The organism is Pseudomonas sp. F2, from assembly GCF_057174385.1.
This window is the reverse complement of record NZ_CM169904.1, coordinates 3793048-3809920: the sequence shown is the minus strand read 5'-3', so window position 1 is coordinate 3809920 and position 16873 is coordinate 3793048. Positions and strand designations below refer to the sequence as shown.

30 protein-coding genes are annotated in these 16873 nt (G+C 54.8%); all 30 read left to right on the top strand.

The genetic code is table 11. The features are described 5' to 3' along the window. A complete protein-coding gene (gene tuf / locus AC193Q_RS17190; RefSeq protein ID WP_095668187.1) occupies window positions 1–1194 on the top strand; it encodes an elongation factor Tu in 1194 nt (397 codons plus the stop codon). 158 nt (window positions 1195–1352) lie between these two features. Then, window positions 1353–1664 (top strand): 30S ribosomal protein S10, encoded by a 312-nt coding sequence (gene rpsJ / locus AC193Q_RS17185; RefSeq protein WP_003186070.1) that lies wholly within the window; start codon window positions 1353–1355, stop codon window positions 1662–1664. An 80-nt stretch (window positions 1665–1744) separates the two neighbouring features. After that, window positions 1745–2380: a 50S ribosomal protein L3 gene (rplC, locus tag AC193Q_RS17180; RefSeq protein ID WP_003228738.1), complete on the top strand. Its 636-nt coding sequence runs from the start codon at window positions 1745–1747 to the stop codon at window positions 2378–2380. 12 nt (window positions 2381–2392) lie between these two features. Next, window positions 2393–2995 carry a 50S ribosomal protein L4 gene (rplD, locus tag AC193Q_RS17175; protein WP_003228735.1) on the top strand — a complete coding sequence of 201 codons (603 nt, stop codon included), beginning with the start codon at window positions 2393–2395 and terminating at the stop codon, window positions 2993–2995. After that, the gene (gene rplW / locus AC193Q_RS17170; RefSeq protein ID WP_002555488.1) at window positions 2992–3291 is read left to right on the top strand and encodes a 50S ribosomal protein L23; all 300 of its coding nucleotides are present in this window, start codon (window positions 2992–2994) and stop codon (window positions 3289–3291) included. Before rplD ends, rplW begins: the two co-directional genes overlap by 4 nt. Before the next feature lie 14 nt (window positions 3292–3305). Beyond that, window positions 3306–4130, top strand: a complete 825-nt coding sequence (gene rplB, locus AC193Q_RS17165) for a 50S ribosomal protein L2 (protein WP_003228734.1) — start codon at window positions 3306–3308, stop codon at window positions 4128–4130. A 16-nt stretch (window positions 4131–4146) separates the two neighbouring features. Continuing rightward, complete coding sequence (rpsS, locus tag AC193Q_RS17160; RefSeq protein WP_003228731.1) at window positions 4147–4422, top strand: 30S ribosomal protein S19; 276 nt, start codon at window positions 4147–4149, stop codon at window positions 4420–4422. A gap of 11 nt (window positions 4423–4433) precedes the next feature. Then, on the top strand, window positions 4434–4766 hold the full coding sequence (gene rplV / locus AC193Q_RS17155; protein WP_003103908.1) for a 50S ribosomal protein L22: 333 nt from the start codon (window positions 4434–4436) through the stop codon (window positions 4764–4766). A 13-nt stretch (window positions 4767–4779) separates the two neighbouring features. Beyond that, entirely contained in the window at window positions 4780–5466 is a 687-nt protein-coding gene (rpsC, locus tag AC193Q_RS17150) for a 30S ribosomal protein S3 (RefSeq protein WP_003176422.1), read from the top strand. Between the two features lie 12 nt (window positions 5467–5478). Next, window positions 5479–5892 carry a 50S ribosomal protein L16 gene (gene rplP / locus AC193Q_RS17145; protein ID WP_003228729.1) on the top strand — a complete coding sequence of 138 codons (414 nt, stop codon included), beginning with the start codon at window positions 5479–5481 and terminating at the stop codon, window positions 5890–5892. Then, a complete protein-coding gene (gene rpmC / locus AC193Q_RS17140; protein ID WP_002555481.1) occupies window positions 5892–6083 on the top strand; it encodes a 50S ribosomal protein L29 in 192 nt (63 codons plus the stop codon). The genes rplP and rpmC overlap by 1 nt, the downstream gene beginning before the upstream one ends. A gap of 2 nt (window positions 6084–6085) precedes the next feature. Beyond that, window positions 6086–6352, top strand: a complete 267-nt coding sequence (gene rpsQ, locus AC193Q_RS17135) for a 30S ribosomal protein S17 (RefSeq protein ID WP_003194644.1) — start codon at window positions 6086–6088, stop codon at window positions 6350–6352. 23 nt (window positions 6353–6375) lie between these two features. Then, window positions 6376–6744, top strand: a complete 369-nt coding sequence (gene rplN, locus AC193Q_RS17130; protein ID WP_002555479.1) for a 50S ribosomal protein L14 — start codon at window positions 6376–6378, stop codon at window positions 6742–6744. A gap of 11 nt (window positions 6745–6755) precedes the next feature. Further along, entirely contained in the window at window positions 6756–7070 is a 315-nt protein-coding gene (rplX, locus tag AC193Q_RS17125) for a 50S ribosomal protein L24 (protein ID WP_003186046.1), read from the top strand. A 20-nt stretch (window positions 7071–7090) separates the two neighbouring features. Further along, complete coding sequence (gene rplE, locus AC193Q_RS17120) at window positions 7091–7630, top strand: 50S ribosomal protein L5 (RefSeq protein ID WP_003210069.1); 540 nt, start codon at window positions 7091–7093, stop codon at window positions 7628–7630. A 13-nt stretch (window positions 7631–7643) separates the two neighbouring features. Beyond that, window positions 7644–7949, top strand: a complete 306-nt coding sequence (gene rpsN, locus AC193Q_RS17115) for a 30S ribosomal protein S14 (protein WP_007955639.1) — start codon at window positions 7644–7646, stop codon at window positions 7947–7949. Window positions 7950–8158: 209 nt separating this feature from the next. Further along, window positions 8159–8551 carry a 30S ribosomal protein S8 gene (gene rpsH / locus AC193Q_RS17110; protein WP_007966178.1) on the top strand — a complete coding sequence of 131 codons (393 nt, stop codon included), beginning with the start codon at window positions 8159–8161 and terminating at the stop codon, window positions 8549–8551. Window positions 8552–8563: 12 nt separating this feature from the next. After that, window positions 8564–9097, top strand: a complete 534-nt coding sequence (rplF, locus tag AC193Q_RS17105) for a 50S ribosomal protein L6 (protein ID WP_007966176.1) — start codon at window positions 8564–8566, stop codon at window positions 9095–9097. A gap of 10 nt (window positions 9098–9107) precedes the next feature. Further along, entirely contained in the window at window positions 9108–9458 is a 351-nt protein-coding gene (gene rplR, locus AC193Q_RS17100) for a 50S ribosomal protein L18 (RefSeq protein ID WP_003186037.1), read from the top strand. 3 nt (window positions 9459–9461) lie between these two features. Next, complete coding sequence (rpsE, locus tag AC193Q_RS17095) at window positions 9462–9962, top strand: 30S ribosomal protein S5 (RefSeq protein ID WP_003176409.1); 501 nt, start codon at window positions 9462–9464, stop codon at window positions 9960–9962. 2 nt (window positions 9963–9964) lie between these two features. Continuing rightward, the gene (gene rpmD, locus AC193Q_RS17090; protein ID WP_003176408.1) at window positions 9965–10141 is read left to right on the top strand and encodes a 50S ribosomal protein L30; all 177 of its coding nucleotides are present in this window, start codon (window positions 9965–9967) and stop codon (window positions 10139–10141) included. Window positions 10142–10144: 3 nt separating this feature from the next. Beyond that, window positions 10145–10582 (top strand): 50S ribosomal protein L15, encoded by a 438-nt coding sequence (gene rplO / locus AC193Q_RS17085; protein WP_003228720.1) that lies wholly within the window; start codon window positions 10145–10147, stop codon window positions 10580–10582. Next, window positions 10583–11911: a preprotein translocase subunit SecY gene (gene secY / locus AC193Q_RS17080; RefSeq protein ID WP_003228718.1), complete on the top strand. Its 1329-nt coding sequence runs from the start codon at window positions 10583–10585 to the stop codon at window positions 11909–11911. Window positions 11912–11938: 27 nt separating this feature from the next. Next, entirely contained in the window at window positions 11939–12055 is a 117-nt protein-coding gene (rpmJ, locus tag AC193Q_RS17075; RefSeq protein WP_002555468.1) for a 50S ribosomal protein L36, read from the top strand. 130 nt (window positions 12056–12185) lie between these two features. After that, window positions 12186–12542 carry a 30S ribosomal protein S13 gene (gene rpsM, locus AC193Q_RS17070; protein WP_008374135.1) on the top strand — a complete coding sequence of 119 codons (357 nt, stop codon included), beginning with the start codon at window positions 12186–12188 and terminating at the stop codon, window positions 12540–12542. A 30-nt stretch (window positions 12543–12572) separates the two neighbouring features. Beyond that, window positions 12573–12962, top strand: a complete 390-nt coding sequence (gene rpsK, locus AC193Q_RS17065) for a 30S ribosomal protein S11 (RefSeq protein WP_002555466.1) — start codon at window positions 12573–12575, stop codon at window positions 12960–12962. Between the two features lie 18 nt (window positions 12963–12980). After that, a complete protein-coding gene (gene rpsD / locus AC193Q_RS17060; RefSeq protein WP_003176404.1) occupies window positions 12981–13601 on the top strand; it encodes a 30S ribosomal protein S4 in 621 nt (206 codons plus the stop codon). A gap of 22 nt (window positions 13602–13623) precedes the next feature. Continuing rightward, window positions 13624–14625, top strand: a complete 1002-nt coding sequence (locus tag AC193Q_RS17055; protein ID WP_003186012.1) for a DNA-directed RNA polymerase subunit alpha — start codon at window positions 13624–13626, stop codon at window positions 14623–14625. Between the two features lie 42 nt (window positions 14626–14667). Beyond that, entirely contained in the window at window positions 14668–15054 is a 387-nt protein-coding gene (rplQ, locus tag AC193Q_RS17050; RefSeq protein WP_003176402.1) for a 50S ribosomal protein L17, read from the top strand. Between the two features lie 240 nt (window positions 15055–15294). Next, window positions 15295–16749: a catalase gene (locus tag AC193Q_RS17045; protein WP_095668188.1), complete on the top strand. Its 1455-nt coding sequence runs from the start codon at window positions 15295–15297 to the stop codon at window positions 16747–16749. Window positions 16750–16873: the final 124 nt, after the last annotated feature.

Here is a 16873-nt window from a genome sequence, read left to right as displayed (position 1 = left end):
GTGGCTAAAGAAAAATTTGATCGTTCCCTACCGCACGTCAACGTTGGCACCATCGGTCACGTTGACCACGGTAAAACCACTCTGACCGCTGCTCTGACTCGCGTCTGCTCCGAAGTTTTCGGTTCGGCCGTAGTTGAATTCGACAAGATCGACAGCGCTCCAGAAGAAAAAGCTCGCGGTATCACCATCAACACCGCGCACGTTGAGTACAACTCGAACATTCGTCACTACGCTCACGTTGACTGCCCAGGTCACGCTGACTATGTGAAGAACATGATCACCGGTGCTGCTCAAATGGACGGCGCTATCCTGGTTTGCTCGGCCGCTGATGGTCCGATGCCACAAACCCGTGAGCACATCCTGCTGTCCCGTCAGGTAGGCGTTCCGTACATCGTGGTTTTCCTGAACAAGGCTGACCTAGTAGACGACGCTGAGCTGCTGGAACTGGTTGAGATGGAAGTTCGCGACCTGCTGTCCACCTACGACTTCCCGGGCGATGACACCCCAATCATCATCGGTTCGGCTCGTATGGCGCTGGAAGGCAAAGACGACAACGAGATGGGCACCACTGCCGTCAAGAAGCTGGTTGAAACTCTGGACAGCTACATCCCAGAACCAGTTCGTATGATCGACAAGCCATTCCTGATGCCAATCGAAGACGTATTCTCGATCTCGGGTCGCGGTACTGTTGTGACTGGTCGTATCGAGCGCGGTATCGTTCGCGTTCAAGATGCACTGGAAATCGTTGGTCTGCGTGACACCACCACCACCACCTGCACCGGTGTTGAGATGTTCCGCAAGCTGCTCGACGAAGGTCGTGCTGGTGAGAACTGCGGCGTTCTGCTGCGTGGTACCAAGCGTGACGACGTTGAGCGTGGTCAGGTTCTGGTCAAGCCAGGTTCGGTTAAGCCGCACACCAAGTTCACCGCAGAAGTTTACGTTCTGAGCAAGGAAGAAGGCGGTCGTCATACTCCGTTCTTCAAAGGCTACCGTCCACAGTTCTACTTCCGTACTACTGACGTGACTGGTAACTGCGAGCTGCCAGAAGGCGTTGAAATGGTAATGCCAGGTGACAACATTCAGATGACTGTTACCCTGATCAAAACCATCGCGATGGAAGACGGTCTGCGTTTCGCTATCCGTGAAGGCGGTCGTACCGTCGGCGCTGGCGTCGTAGCCAAAATCATCGAGTAATTCTCTTTTATAGAGTCTGCTTGATGAATTGAAAAAGCCCCCGCTCAGCGGGGGCTTTTTTATTGGGTTGACACCTATCTGGGGCGTCTATAGAATTGCGCCTCCTTTTAACGGGCGTATTGCGCCCGGTGGGAATAGCAGCCGGAGTCTGAAATCCAATGCAAAATCAGCAAATCCGTATCAGGTTGAAGGCTTTCGACCATCGCCTGATCGACCAATCAACCCAGGAAATCGTGGAAACCGCGAAACGTACTGGTGCTCAAGTGCGTGGTCCAATTCCACTGCCTACCCGTAAAGAGCGGTTCACCGTTCTGGTTTCCCCGCACGTCAACAAAGACGCGCGTGACCAGTACGAAATCCGTACTCATAAGCGCGTTCTGGACATCGTCCAGCCAACGGATAAAACCGTTGATGCACTTATGAAGCTTGATCTTGCGGCCGGTGTGGAAGTGCAGATCAGCCTCGGCTAAGACTCGGTCTTGGTCGTGTAACGCTCTGAAATGGGCGGCCATAGCGGGTGAAAGCCCCGTACACTCATGAGGTTTACAACATGACTATTGGTGTAGTCGGTCGTAAATGCGGTATGACCCGTATTTTCACCGAAGAAGGTGTCTCCATTCCGGTCACGGTCATTGAGATCGAGCCGAATCGCGTCACCCAGTTCAAAACTGAAGAGACCGATGGCTATCGTGCAGTGCAAGTCACTGTCGGCGAGCGTCGCGCTTCGCGTGTAACAGCAGCTCAAGCTGGCCACTTCGCTAAAGCGAACGTTGCCGCTGGTCGCACCACCATGGAATTCCGTCTTGAAGAAGGCGAGTACCAGGCTGGCGATCTGATCAACGCTGAAATCTTCGCCGCTGGTCAACTGGTTGATGTAACCGGTCAGTCCAAGGGTAAAGGCTTCCAGGGTACGATCAAGCGTTGGAATTTCCGCGGGCAAGATAACACCCACGGTAACTCCGTATCCCACCGCGTCCCAGGCTCTATCGGCCAGTGCCAGACTCCTGGTCGTGTATTCAAGGGCAAAAAAATGTCCGGTCATATGGGCGCTGAGCGCGTGACCGTGCAGTCCCTGGAAGTAGTGCGCGTGGACGCTGAACGCAATCTGTTGTTGGTCAAGGGCGCTGTTCCTGGCGCTACTGGCGGCAACCTGGTTGTACGTCCAGCAGCCAAGGCTCGCGGTTAAGGGGAAGCTGACATGCAATTAAATGTAAATGACGCTCAAGCGATCGAAGTTTCCGAACTGACATTTGGCGGCGAATTCAACGAGACGCTGGTTCACCAAGCAGTCGTGGCCTACATGGCTGGCGGCCGTCAAGGTAGCAAGCAGCAGAAGACCCGTTCCGACGTTCGTGGTGGCGGCAAGCGCCCATGGCGTCAGAAAGGTACTGGCCGTGCTCGTGCCGGTACTATCCGTAGCCCAATCTGGCGTGGCGGCGGTACCACTTTCGCAGCTCGTCCACAAGATCACTCCCAGAAGCTGAACAAGAAGATGTATCGCGCAGCAATGCGTTCCATCCTTGCTGAGCTGGTGCGTACTGATCGTCTGGTCGTGGTTCAGGATTTCGCTGTTGAAACTCCGAAAACCAAAGATCTGCTGGGCAAACTGAACAACATGAGCCTGACCGACGTTCTGATCGTGTCGGACGCTGTTGATCAGAACCTGTACCTGGCTGCTCGTAACCTGCCACACGTAGATGTACGTGACGTGCAAGGTTCCGATCCAGTTAGTCTGATCGCATACGACAAGGTGTTGATCACCGTGTCGGCCGTGAAGAAATTCGAGGAGCTGCTGGGATGAACCAGGAACGCGTATTTAAAGTTCTGCTTGGCCCGCACGTTTCCGAGAAGGCTACGGTTCTGGCAGACAAGAAAGGCCAGTTCGTTTTCAAGGTTGCTACTGATGCAACCAAGCTGGAAATCAAGAAGGCCGTCGAAAGCCTGTTCAGCGTGAAAGTAGAGCGCGTCACTACCCTGAACGTTCTGGGTAAGAGCAAGCGCACTGCTCGCGGTCTGGGCAAGCGTAATGACTGGAAGAAGGCAGTTATCTCCCTTCAGCCAGGCCAAGATCTCGATTTCAGCAGCAGTGCTGAGTAAGGAAGGGGTGCATCATGGCAATCGTTAAATGCAAACCGACTTCCCCTGGCCGCCGTTTTGTGGTCAAGGTGGTCAACCAGGAGCTGCATAAAGGCGCTCCTCACGCACCGCTGCTCGAGAAAAAATCGAAGACTGGTGGTCGTAACAACAATGGCCGTATTACCACTCGTCACATCGGTGGTGGTCATAAGCAGCATTACCGTATGGTCGATTTCCGTCGCAACGACAAAGATGGCATCGTCGCCACTGTCGAGCGTATCGAATACGATCCAAACCGTACCGCTCACATCGCACTGCTCTGCTACGCAGACGGCGAGCGTCGCTACATTATCGCCCCTAAAGGCGTGAGTGCTGGCGACCAGCTGATCGCAGGCGCTCTGGCTCCAATCAAGCCAGGTAACGCTCTGCAACTGCGCAACATTCCAGTCGGTTCTACCGTACACGGCATCGAACTGAAGCCAGGTAAAGGCGCACAGATCGCTCGTTCCGCTGGTGCTTCGGCTCAGCTGATCGCTCGTGAAGGCGTGTACGTTACCCTGCGTCTGCGTTCCGGTGAAATGCGTAAAGTCCTGGCTGAATGCCGTGCGACCCTGGGCGAAGTCTCGAACTCCGAGCACAGCCTGCGTTCGCTGGGTAAAGCTGGTGCCAAACGCTGGCGTGGCGTTCGCCCAACCGTTCGTGGTGTTGCCATGAACCCGGTTGACCACCCACATGGTGGTGGTGAAGGTCGTACCTCTGGTGGTCGTCATCCGGTATCGCCATGGGGCTTCCCGACTAAGGGCGCGAAGACTCGTGGTAATAAGCGTACCGACAAAATGATCGTCCGTCGTCGCAAGTAAATAGAGGGATACGACAGTGCCACGTTCTCTGAAAAAAGGTCCTTTTATTGATCTTCACCTACTGAAGAAGATCGAAGTGGCGGCGGAAAAGAACGATCGCAAACCAATTAAGACTTGGTCGCGTCGTTCGATGATCCTGCCACAAATGGTCGGTCTGACCATTGCAGTACACAACGGCCGTCAGCACGTCCCAGTTCTCGTGAACGAAGACATGGTTGGCCATAAACTGGGCGAGTTCGCCGGTACCCGCACTTATCGTGGGCACGTGGCTGACAAGAAAGCCAAGCGTTAAGGGGTAAGGAAATGGAAGTAGCCGCTAAGTTGTCGGGCGCTCGAATCTCCGCCCAGAAAGCCCGCTTGGTCGCCGACCAGATCCGCGGGAAGAAGGTGGGCGAAGCGCTCAACCTGTTGGCTTTCAGCAGTAAGAAAGCCGCCGAGATCATGAAAAAAGTGCTGGAGTCGGCCGTAGCCAACGCCGAGCATAACGAAGGCGCAGACGTTGATGACCTGAAGGTCAGCACCGTTTTCGTCAACGAAGGGCGTTCGCTGAAGCGCATCATGCCACGTGCCAAAGGCCGTGCTGATCGCATCGTCAAGCGGTCTTGCCATATCACTGTCAAGGTTGCTGACAAGTAACGGAGTCGAAGAGATGGGTCAGAAAGTACATCCCATTGGCATTCGCCTGGGAATCGTCAAGGAGCACACCTCCGTCTGGTACGCAGACGGTCGGACTTATGCGGACTACTTGTTCGCAGATCTGAAGGTGCGTGAGTATCTCCAAGACAAACTAAAAAGCGCGTCCGTAAGCCGTATCGATATCCATCGTCCGGCTCAAACTGCACGCATCACCATCCACACCGCTCGTCCAGGTATCGTTATCGGGAAGAAGGGTGAAGATGTTGAGAAACTGCGTCAGGACCTGACCAAGCAAATGGGTGTGCCTGTGCACATCAATATCGAAGAGATCCGCAAGCCGGAGCTCGACGGTATGCTGGTTGCGCAGAGCGTAGCTCAGCAGCTGGAGCGTCGTGTAATGTTCCGTCGCGCTATGAAGCGCGCAGTACAGAACGCCATGCGCATTGGTGCCAAAGGCATCAAAATCCAAGTGAGCGGTCGTCTCGGCGGTGCTGAAATCGCACGTACTGAATGGTATCGCGAAGGTCGTGTGCCACTGCACACCCTGCGTGCCGACATCGACTATGCCAACTACGAAGCTCACACCACTTACGGTGTGATCGGTGTAAAGGTTTGGATCTTCAAAGGCGAAGTAATTGGTGGTCGCCAAGAAGAGCTGAAGCCACAAGCACCAGCGCCTCGTAAAAAAGCTGCTAAGTAAGGGGTACGCCAAATGTTGCAACCTAAGCGTACGAAGTTCCGCAAGCAGATGACCGGCCACAACCGTGGTCTGGCACTGCGCGGTAGCAAAGTCAGCTTCGGCGAGTTCGCGCTGAAGTCTGTTGCTCGTGGTCGTCTCACCGCTCGTCAGATCGAGTCAGCGCGTCGTGCTCTGACCCGTCACGTAAAACGTGGCGGCAAGATCTGGATCCGTGTATTCCCGGACAAGCCGATCTCCAAAAAGCCTCTCGAGGTTCGTATGGGTAAAGGTAAGGGTAACGTGGAATACTGGGTTGCCCAGATTCAGCCAGGCAAAGTCCTGTATGAAATCGAGGGTGTTTCTGAAGAGCTGGCGCGTGAGGCTTTCGCCCTGGCTGCTGCAAAGCTGCCGCTCGCCACCTCCTTTGTTAAACGGACGGTGATGTGATGAAAGCGAATGAACTTCGTGAAAAATCCGCACAGCAGCTGAACGAGCAACTGCTCGGCTTGCTGCGCGACCAGTTCAATCTGCGCATGCAGAAAGCAACTGGCCAGTTGGGGCAGTCTCATCTGCTCTCGCAAGTTAAGCGTGACATCGCTCGCGTGAAGACTGTGCTCAACCAGCAGGCAGGTAAGTGATCATGGCTGAAGCCGAAAAAACTGTCCGTACGCTGACTGGCCGTGTTGTCAGCGACAAGATGGACAAAACCATCACCGTTCTGATCGAGCGTCGCGTTAAGCACCCGATCTACGGTAAATACGTTAAGCGTTCGACTAAGCTGCACGCGCACGACGAAACCAATCAGTGCCACATCGGCGACAAAGTCACTATTCGTGAAACTCGTCCGATGGCCAAGACCAAGTCTTGGGCGCTGGTTGATGTTCTCGAACGCGCTGTGGAAGTCTAAGGGCTAGGGGTCGGAGAAATTATATGATTCAGACTCAATCCATGCTCGATGTGGCCGATAACAGCGGCGCTCGCCGTGTTATGTGCATCAAGGTGCTGGGTGGCTCCCATCGTCGTTACGCTGGTATCGGTGACATCATCAAAGTTACCGTGAAGGAAGCAATTCCTCGCGGTAAAGTGAAAAAAGGCCAAGTGATGACTGCTGTTGTAGTCCGCACTCGTCACGGCGTACGTCGTGCTGATGGCTCCATTATCCGCTTTGATGGCAACGCTGCTGTTCTTCTGAACAACAAGCAAGAGCCGATCGGCACCCGTATCTTTGGGCCAGTGACCCGTGAACTTCGTACTGAGAAGTTCATGAAGATCGTCTCGCTCGCCCCAGAAGTGCTGTAAGGAGATCCGACATGCAAAAGATTCGTCGTGACGACGAGATCATCGTGATCGCCGGCAAAGACAAAGGTAAGCGCGGTAAGGTGCTGAAGGTTCTTGCTGACAACCGTCTGGTTGTTGGTGGTCTGAACCTGGTCAAGCGTCATACCAAGCCTAACCCGATGTCGGGCGTACAGGGCGGTATCGTCGAGAAAGAAGCGCCACTGCACGCTTCCAACGTCGCCATCTTCAACGGCGAAACCAACAAGGCTGACCGCGTTGGTTTCAAAGTAGAAGACGGTAAGAAAATTCGTGTCTTCAAGTCGACCCAAAAAGCGGTTGATGCTTGAACACTGCTAGGTAGAAGACCATGGCACGACTAAAAGAGATTTACCGGAAGGAAATCGCTCCGAAACTTAAGGAAGAACTTAAGCTTTCGAACGTGATGGAAGTTCCGCGCGTTACCAAAATCACCCTGAACATGGGTCTGGGCGAAGCGATCGGCGACAAAAAAGTCATCGAGCACGCTGTTGCTGACCTGGAAAAGATCACCGGCCAAAAAGTCGTTGTGACCTACGCTCGTAAATCCATCGCTGGCTTTAAAGTCCGTGAAGGATGGCCGATCGGTGTCAAAGTGACTCTGCGCCGTGAGCGTATGTACGAGTTCCTGGATCGTCTGCTGTCGATCTCCCTGCCTCGGGTTCGCGACTTCCGCGGCCTGAATGCCAAGTCCTTCGATGGTCGTGGCAACTACAGCATGGGCGTGAAAGAGCAGATCATTTTCCCGGAAATCGACTACGACAAGATCGATGCTCTCCGCGGTCTGGACATTACCCTGACCACCACTGCCAAGAACGATGATGAAGGCCGCGCTCTGCTGCGTGCTTTCAAATTCCCGTTCCGCAACTGATTGGAGTAGGAAAATGGCCAAGAAGAGCATGAAAAACCGTGAGCTGAAGCGTCAGCTCACTGTTGCCAAGTACGCCGTCAAGCGTGCAGCGCTGAAAGCTATCATCGTTGATCTGAACGCAAGTCCAGAAGCGCGTTGGGAAGCGACCGTAGCTCTGCAGAAGCAACCACGTGACGCAAGCGCTTCGCGCATGCGTAACCGTTGCCGCCTGACTGGTCGTCCGCACGGCGTTTACCGCAAGTTCGGCCTGGGCCGTAACAAACTGCGTGAAGCGGCAATGCGTGGTGACGTTCCAGGTCTGGTTAAAGCCAGCTGGTAATCGCTGTCAAAGCCTTGATGGTCGGGGTCGCAAGAACCTGACCATCGGTGGCCTTGAATTTGAATCAAGCCCCTTTTGGGGCTTGATTCATTTCTGGGGTGTGTCTAGAATGACCGGCTCGCCTGAGCCCGTGTTTTTCGTGCCCGGAATTTCTCGGCGACAAGTAGTAGCCGCAAGGCTAATTTTTCTGTATTAGGAGCGTCTAGCCCATGAGTATGCAGGACCCGTTAGCGGACATGCTAACTCGAATCCGTAATGCCCAGATGGCTGAAAAGTCTGTCGTAAGCATGCCGTCTTCCACGTTGAAGGTGGCTGTAGCAAAAGTCCTGAAGGACGAAGGTTACATCGCGGATTTTCAGATCACCACCGACGCTAAGCCGTCGTTGTCCATCTCGCTGAAATACTTCGAAGGCCGTCCGGTCATCGAGGAAGTCAAGCGCGTTAGTCGTCCAGGCCTGCGTCAGTACAAGTCCGTTGAAGATCTGCCGAAAGTTCGTGGCGGTCTTGGCGTGTCTATCGTCTCCACCAACAAAGGTGTGATGACGGATCGTGCTGCGCGCGCTGCCGGTGTCGGCGGCGAAGTTCTTTGCACTGTGTTCTAAGGGGGGATAAGCATGTCTCGCGTCGCTAAGAACCCCGTTAAGCTGCCAGCCGGTGTCGAAGTCAAATTCGCAGGCCAGCAGCTTTCGGTGAAGGGTGCCAAGGGTACTCTTGAACTGAACATCCATTCGTCCGTTGAGATCGTTGAAGAAGCTGGTGAGCTGCGTTTCGCTGCTCGCAATGGCGATCAACAGACTCGCGCAATGGCCGGTACCACGCGTGCGTTGGTAAACAACATGGTCCAAGGCGTAAGCCAAGGCTTTGAGCGCAAGCTCCAGCTGGTCGGTGTTGGTTACAAGGCGCAAGCAAAAGGTCAGGTGCTGAACCTGGCTCTTGGCTTCTCGCACCCAGTGGATTACGAACTGCCGCAAGGCATCACCGCTGAGACTCCTAGCCAGACCGATATCCTGATCAAGGGCATCGACAAGCAGCTGGTAGGTCAAGTGGCCGCTGAGATCCGCGACTTCCGTCCACCAGAGCCGTACAAAGGCAAAGGTGTGCGCTACGCGGACGAAGTCGTCCGTCGTAAAGAAGCCAAGAAGAAGTAGGGCATAGCAAATGACCGACAAAAAAGTTACTCGACTGCGTCGCGCTCGCAAAGCACGCCTGAAAATGCACGAACTCGAAGTCGTGCGTCTCTGCGTGTTCCGCTCGTCGCAGCACATCTACGCCCAGGTCATCTCGGCCGACGGCAACAAAGTCCTGGCAAGTGCCTCGACTTTGGATAAAGAACTGCGTGATGGTGCCACTGGCAACATCGACGCGGCCACAAAGGTTGGCCAGCTGGTCGCTACGCGTGCTAAGGCCGCTGGCGTCTCGCAAGTGGCTTTCGACCGCTCTGGCTTCAAGTACCATGGCCGCGTTAAAGCGCTGGCTGATGCTGCTCGTGAAGCTGGGCTGGAGTTCTAAGTTATGTCAAATAACGACCAAAAGCGCGACGAAGGCTACATCGAGAAGCTGGTTCAAGTTAACCGCGTAGCCAAAACCGTTAAAGGCGGCCGTATCTTCACTTTCACCGCGTTGACCGTGGTTGGTGATGGTAAAGGGCGTGTTGGCTTCGGCCGTGGCAAGTCGCGTGAAGTGCCTGCTGCGATCCAGAAGGCAATGGAAGCTGCTCGCCGCAACATGATTCAAGTTGACCTGAACGGCACCACCCTGCAGTACGCAATGAAGTCCGCTCACGGCGCTTCGAAGGTGTACATGCAGCCTGCTTCTGAAGGTACCGGTATCATCGCTGGCGGCGCTATGCGTGCTGTCCTCGAAGTTGCTGGCGTTCAGAACGTTCTGGCCAAGTGCTACGGCTCGACTAACCCGGTAAACGTGGTTCACGCCACTTTCAAGGGTCTGAAGGCTATGCAATCTCCTGAGTCCATTGCTGCCAAGCGTGGCCTGACTGTCAAGGAGATCTTCTGATCATGGCTACCGTTAAAGTTACGCTGATCAAAAGCATGACCGGCCGCATCCCTAACCACAAACTGTGCGTTAAGGGTCTGGGTCTGCGTCGCATCGGTCACACTGTAGAAGTCCAGGATACTCCCGAGAATCGCGGGATGATCAACAAGGCTTACTACATGCTGCGTGTCGAGGGTTAATCGATGAAACTCAATGATCTGAGTCCAGCGCCGGGTTCCCGTCGCGAAAAGCATCGTCCGGGCCGTGGTATCGGTAGTGGTTTGGGTAAGACTGGTGGCCGTGGTCACAAAGGTCAAACCTCCCGCTCCGGTGGCACCATTGCTCCAGGCTTTGAAGGCGGTCAACAGCCGCTGCATCGTCGCCTGCCGAAGTTCGGTTTCGTTTCCCTGAAAGCCATGGATCGCGCAGAAGTGCGTCTGTCCGAGCTGGCCAAAGTGGAAGGCGACATCGTCACCGTGCAGTCCCTGAAAGATGCCAACGTGATCAACGTCAACGTACAGCGTGTGAAAATCATGCTGTCCGGTGAAGTGACTCGCGCTGTCACTATCGGCAAGGGAATCGGCGCCACCAAAGGTGCGCGTGCGGCTATCGAAGCAGCTGGCGGCAAGTTCGAGGAATAAATGGCTAAGCAAGGTGCTCTCTCTGCGCTCGGCAAAGGCGGTATGTCTGAACTCTGGGCTCGTCTGCGTTTTCTGTTCCTGGCGATTATCGTCTACCGAATAGGCGCACACATCCCGGTTCCAGGTATCAACCCGGACCGACTCGCAGACCTGTTTCGACAGAATGAGGGGACCATTCTTAGCTTGTTCAACATGTTCTCCGGCGGCGCGCTGGAACGGATGAGCATCTTTGCACTGGGGATCATGCCGTACATTTCGGCATCGATCATCATGCAACTGATGACCGCCGTCAGCCCGCAGCTGGAGCAGTTGAAGAAGGAAGGTGAAGCTGGCCGTCGCAAGATCAGCCAGTACACCCGCTACGGCACCGTCGTCCTCGCTCTCGTTCAGGCTATTGGCATGTCCATTGGCCTGGCGGGGCAGGGCGTTGCGTTCACTGGTGACTTTGGCTTCCATTTCGTCGCGGTCTCCACTTTTGTGGCTGGTGCGATGTTCATGATGTGGCTGGGTGAGCAGATTACTGAGCGTGGTGTAGGCAACGGTATCTCGATGTTGATTTTTTCGGGTATCGTCGCCGGTCTTCCGAGAGCAATCGGGCAGTCTTTCGAGTCTGCGCGTCAGGGTGATATCAATATCTTCGCCCTGGTTGCCATCGGTTTGCTGGCAGTAGCGATTATCGGTTTCGTGGTGTTCATTGAGCGTGGTCAGCGTCGTATCGCTGTTCACTACGCCAAGCGTCAGCAGGGCCGCAAGGTTTTTGCTGCGCAGACAAGCCACTTGCCGCTGAAGGTGAACATGGCCGGTGTTATTCCGGCTATTTTCGCGAGCAGCATTCTGCTGTTCCCGGCTTCGTTGGGTGCCTGGTTTGGTCAGTCTGAAGGTATGGGCTGGTTGCAGGACATCTCGCAGTCGATCGCTCCTGGTCAGCCGTTGAATATTCTGCTGTTTAGTGCAGGGATTATTTTCTTCTGCTTCTTCTATACGGCGTTGATGTTCAATCCGAAAGACGTAGCGGAAAACCTGAAGAAGTCCGGTGCCTTTATTCCGGGCATCCGTCCAGGTGAGCAGTCTGCGCGCTATATTGATGGCGTTCTGACTCGCTTGACCATGTTCGGTGCTCTTTACATGACGGCCGTGTGCCTGTTGCCCCAGTTCCTGGTGGTTGCAGCAAACGTTCCGTTCTACCTTGGCGGGACCTCGTTGCTGATCGTGGTCGTGGTTGTGATGGACTTCATGTCCCAAGTACAATCGCACCTCGTTTCGCACCAGTACGAATCCCTGATGAAGAAAGCCAACCTGAAGGGTTACGGCAGCGGCATGTTGCGCTGAGTACCCATAAGGTTCGAGGAGTTGGTGATGAAAGTTCGTGCATCGGTGAAAAAGCTGTGCCGTAACTGCAAGATTATTCGCCGCGAAGGTGTTGTTCGAGTAATTTGCAGCGCGGAACCGCGTCACAAACAGCGCCAAGGCTGAGTGTGATTGTGCTTCAAGCCCGGCAGCTAGTGCGCTGCCGGGTTGATTATTTGTTATTACAGCGATATTATCTCGCGCCCTATTTCTTGGCTTCCGGGGCGTAGGTAGCTGTCAATTGGAGTCCCACTGAATGGCCCGTATTGCAGGCGTTAACATTCCAGATAACAAGCATACTGTTATCTCGCTGACCTACATCTATGGTGTCGGTCGCACTACTGCGCAGAAAATCTGTGCAGACACTGGGGTAAACCCAGCAGCAAAGATCAAAGATCTGAGCGACGAGCAAATTGAACAGCTGCGTGGCGAAGTGGCGAAGTTCACCACTGAAGGTGACCTGCGTCGCGAAATCAACATGAAAATCAAGCGCTTGATGGACCTCGGTTGCTATCGCGGTCTGCGTCATCGTCGCGGTCTTCCAGTACGCGGTCAGCGTACCAAGACCAACGCGCGTACCCGTAAAGGTCCGCGTAAGCCGATCCGCAAGTAATCGCCCCAGCGAATCGACAGGAATTTAATCATGGCAAAACCTGCTGCTCGTCCTCGTAAAAAAGTTAAAAAGACAGTGGTTGATGGCATCGCCCACATCCATGCTTCTTTTAACAACACCATCGTGACCATTACCGACCGTCAAGGTAACGCTCTTTCCTGGGCTACCTCCGGTGGTTCGGGTTTCCGCGGTTCCCGCAAGTCCACCCCGTTCGCTGCTCAAGTAGCTGCTGAGCGTGCTGGTCAAGCTGCGCTGGAATACGGCCTGAAAAACCTCGACGTTAACGTCAAGGGTCCAGGTCCAGGTCGTGAATCCGCAGTCCGCGCTTTGAACGGCTGTGGCTACAAGATCGCCAGCATCACCGACGTGACGCCAATCCCGCACAACGGGTGCCGTCCGCCGAAGAAGCGCCGCGTGTAATCCAGGAGATTGTAAAGAATGGCTCGTTACATTGGTCCAAAATGCAAACTCGCTCGTCGCGAAGGCACCGATCTCTTCCTGAAGAGCGGCGTGCGCGCGATCGAATCGAAGTGCAACATTGAAGCAGCACCTGGTATCCACGGCCAACGCCGCGGTCGCCAGTCCGACTACGGCACCCAACTGCGTGAAAAGCAGAAGGTCCGTCGTATCTACGGCGTTCTCGAGCGTCAGTTCAGCGGCTACTACAAAGAAGCTGCTGGCAAGAAAGGTGCAACCGGTGAAAACCTGCTGCAACTGCTCGAATGCCGTCTGGACAACGTTGTATACCGTATGGGCTTTGGTTCGACTCGTGCCGAATCCCGTCAGCTGGTATCGCACAAGTCGATCAGCGTTAACGGTCAGACCGTAAACGTTCCGTCGTATCAGGTTCGTGCTGGTGACGTGGTCGCAGTTCGCGAGAAAGCAAAAAACCAACTTCGCATTGTCCAAGCTCTCGATCTGTGTGCCCAACGTGGCCGCGTAGAATGGGTAGAAGTAGACACTGAGAAGAAGTCGGGCGTTTTCAAGAACGTTCCTGCTCGCAGTGATCTGTCCGCCGACATCAACGAAAGCCTGATTGTCGAGCTCTACTCCAAGTAAGGGCTAGAAAATAGGTGCATCCATGCAGATTTCGGTAAATGAGTTCCTGACACCCCGCCACATTGATGTGCAGGTTGTCAGTCCAACCCGCGCCAAGATCACTCTCGAGCCTCTCGAGCGTGGTTTTGGCCACACCCTGGGCAACGCGCTGCGCCGCATCCTGTTGTCCTCAATGCCCGGCTGCGCAGTAGTCGAGGCCGAGATTGACGGTGTGCTCCACGAGTACAGCGCCATCGAAGGTGTACAGGAAGACGTAATTGAAATCCTGTTGAACCTTAAAGGTCTGGCCATCAAGCTGCACGGTCGTGACGAAGTTACGCTGACCTTGTCGAAGAAGGGTTCGGGGGTGGTTACCGCTGCCGATATTCAGCTGGATCATGATGTCGAGATCGTTAACCCCGATCACGTAATCGCTAACCTGGCGTCTAACGGCGCCCTGAACATGAAGCTCACCGTAGCTCGTGGTCGTGGTTATGAACCAGCCGACTCGCGTCAGAGCGATGAAGACGAAAGCCGCAGCATTGGTCGCTTGCAGCTCGACTCTTCGTTCAGCCCGGTTCGCCGTATCGCATACGTGGTGGAAAACGCCCGTGTCGAGCAGCGTACCAACCTGGACAAGCTGGTTATTGATCTGGAAACCAACGGTACTCTGGATCCTGAAGAGGCTATCCGCCGCGCTGCAACCATCCTGCAACAGCAGTTGGCTGCGTTCGTCGACCTCAAAGGTGACAGTGAGCCAGTGGTTGTCGAGCAGGAAGACGAGATCGATCCGATCCTGCTTCGCCCGGTTGACGATCTGGAACTGACTGTACGTTCGGCTAACTGCCTTAAGGCGGAAAACATCTACTACATCGGCGACCTGATTCAGCGTACCGAAGTAGAGCTGTTGAAGACTCCGAACCTGGGCAAGAAATCCTTGACTGAAATCAAGGACGTTCTGGCCTCCCGCGGTCTGTCCCTCGGCATGCGCCTCGACAACTGGCCGCCTGCAAGTCTTAAGAAGGACGACAAGGCGACTGCCTGATCGTCGTAATCACCGAACGTAGTGTTTGGTAAGGAATGAACCATGCGTCATCGTAAAAGTGGGCGTCACCTGAGCCGCACCAGCTCGCACCGCAAGGCCATGTTCCAGAACATGGCGGTGTCGTTGTTCGAGCACGAGCTGATCAAGACTACTCTGCCAAAAGCCAAAGAACTGCGCCGCGTTGCCGAGCCGCTGATCACTCTGGCCAAGACAGACAGCCTGGCTAACCGCCGTCTGGCTTTCGACCGTACTCGTTCGAAAGCTATCGTTGGTAAGCTCTTCAACGACCTGGGCAAGCGTTACGCTACCCGTGAGGGTGGCTACCTGCGCATCCTCAAGTGCGGTTTCCGCGCTGGCGACAACGCGCCTATGGCGTACGTCGAGTTGGTTGATCGTGCTACTGCTGGCGAAGCTGTATCCGCCGAGTAAGACGTCAGTCTGAAACGAAAAACCGGGCCTAGTGCCCGGTTTTTTGTGCCCGCAAGAAAATGCGCTGTTCGTACAAGCTTCTGACAATGTTCTGTTGTCACTATGTGTTGGGAAACATAATTAGTAATTATCTATCGATGACTACAGATTAATGAATTTGTAGGTGTTACATCGATGATCAATACTTCCCAGCAAGCCGATTAGCCGGCAGTTTCAAGACTGACAGAGGAAGAAGACCGTATGAGCCAGTTCAAAACGCTTACGACCGCCAGTGGCGCACCTGTCGCTGATAACCAGAATTCTCGCTCCGCCGGCCCTCGTGGCCCGCTGCTGCTCGACGATTTTCACCTGATCGAGAAACTTGCCCACTTCAACCGTGAAAACATTCCTGAGCGTCGTGTGCACGCCAAGGGCTCAGGTGCTTACGGTACGTTCACCGTCACTCGCGATATCACTGAATACACCAGTGCCAAACTGTTTGAGTCCGTGGGCAAGCAAACCCCAACATTCCTGCGCTTCTCCACTGTAGGCGGTGAACGCGGCTCGGCTGACACCGAGCGTGATCCACGTGGTTTCGCCCTGAAGTTCTACACCGAAGAAGGCAACTGGGACATCGTTGGCAACAACACTCCGGTGTTCTTCATTCGTGACCCGCTGAAGTTTCCTGACTTTATCCACACCCAGAAGCGTCTGCCGCAGAGCAACCTGAAAAGCGCGCAAATGATGTGGGACTTCTGGTCGCATTCGCCTGAAGCGCTGCACCAAGTGACCATTCTGTTTTCGGATCGTGGGATTCCCGACGGCTATCGTCATATGCATGGCTTTGGCAGCCACACCTACAGCTTGATCAACGCTCGAGGCGAGCGTCACTGGGTGAAATGGCACTACAAGACCCGGCAAGGGATCAAAAACCTCGCGCCGGCCGAGGCCGCGCGTCTCGCGGGTACCGACCCGGATTACGCTCAGCGTGACCTGTTCGAGGCCATCGAGCGTGGTGACTTCCCGAAATGGCGCGTGTGCATTCAGATCATGACTGAGGCTCAAGCTGCAGCGCATTACGAGAACCCGTTCGACGTGACCAAGACTTGGTCGCAGAAGGAGTTCCCGCTGATAGAAGTCGGCGAACTGGAACTGAACCGCAACCCGCTGAACTACTTCGCAGAAGTCGAGCAAGCCGCATTCGGTCCAAGCAATATGGTGCCAGGTGTTGGTCTGTCGCCGGATCGCATGCTGCAAGGTCGCGTATTCGCTTACGCCGATGCACACCGCTATCGCGTCGGCACCAACCACCAGCAATTGCCGGTGAATGCGCCGCGCAGCCCGGTCAATACCTACCAGCGCGACGGCTCCATGGCGTTCGGCAGCAACGGTGGTGCAGCGCCTAACTACGAGCCCAACAGCTACGTGGAATCACCGAAGCAGGCGCCGCGTTACGCTGAACCTTCGTTGGCCTTGAGCGGTCCGGCAGATCGTTACGATCATCGCGAGGACAGCGATTACTACAGCCATGCGGGTGCGTTGTTCCGATTGATGAATGACGAACAGAAAGCGCTTCTGGTCAGCAACATCGCCGGCGCCATGAGCGGTGTTTCACCCGACGTGGTTGACCGTCAGTTGCAGCATTTCTTCAAAGCCGATCCGGCGTATGGAGAAGCAATCGCAAAGCTGCTCGACGTACAGCTTAACGAAGTCTAAACGAGAAGCAGAACCGCCCTCATTGAGGGCGGTTTTTGCGTTATTTCGCCAGCTTTTCTCAGAACATCTTCGCTTTTATTGCGCAAAACGGGTGACCTTCCGGTCGGCTTGGTTCAAACTACCG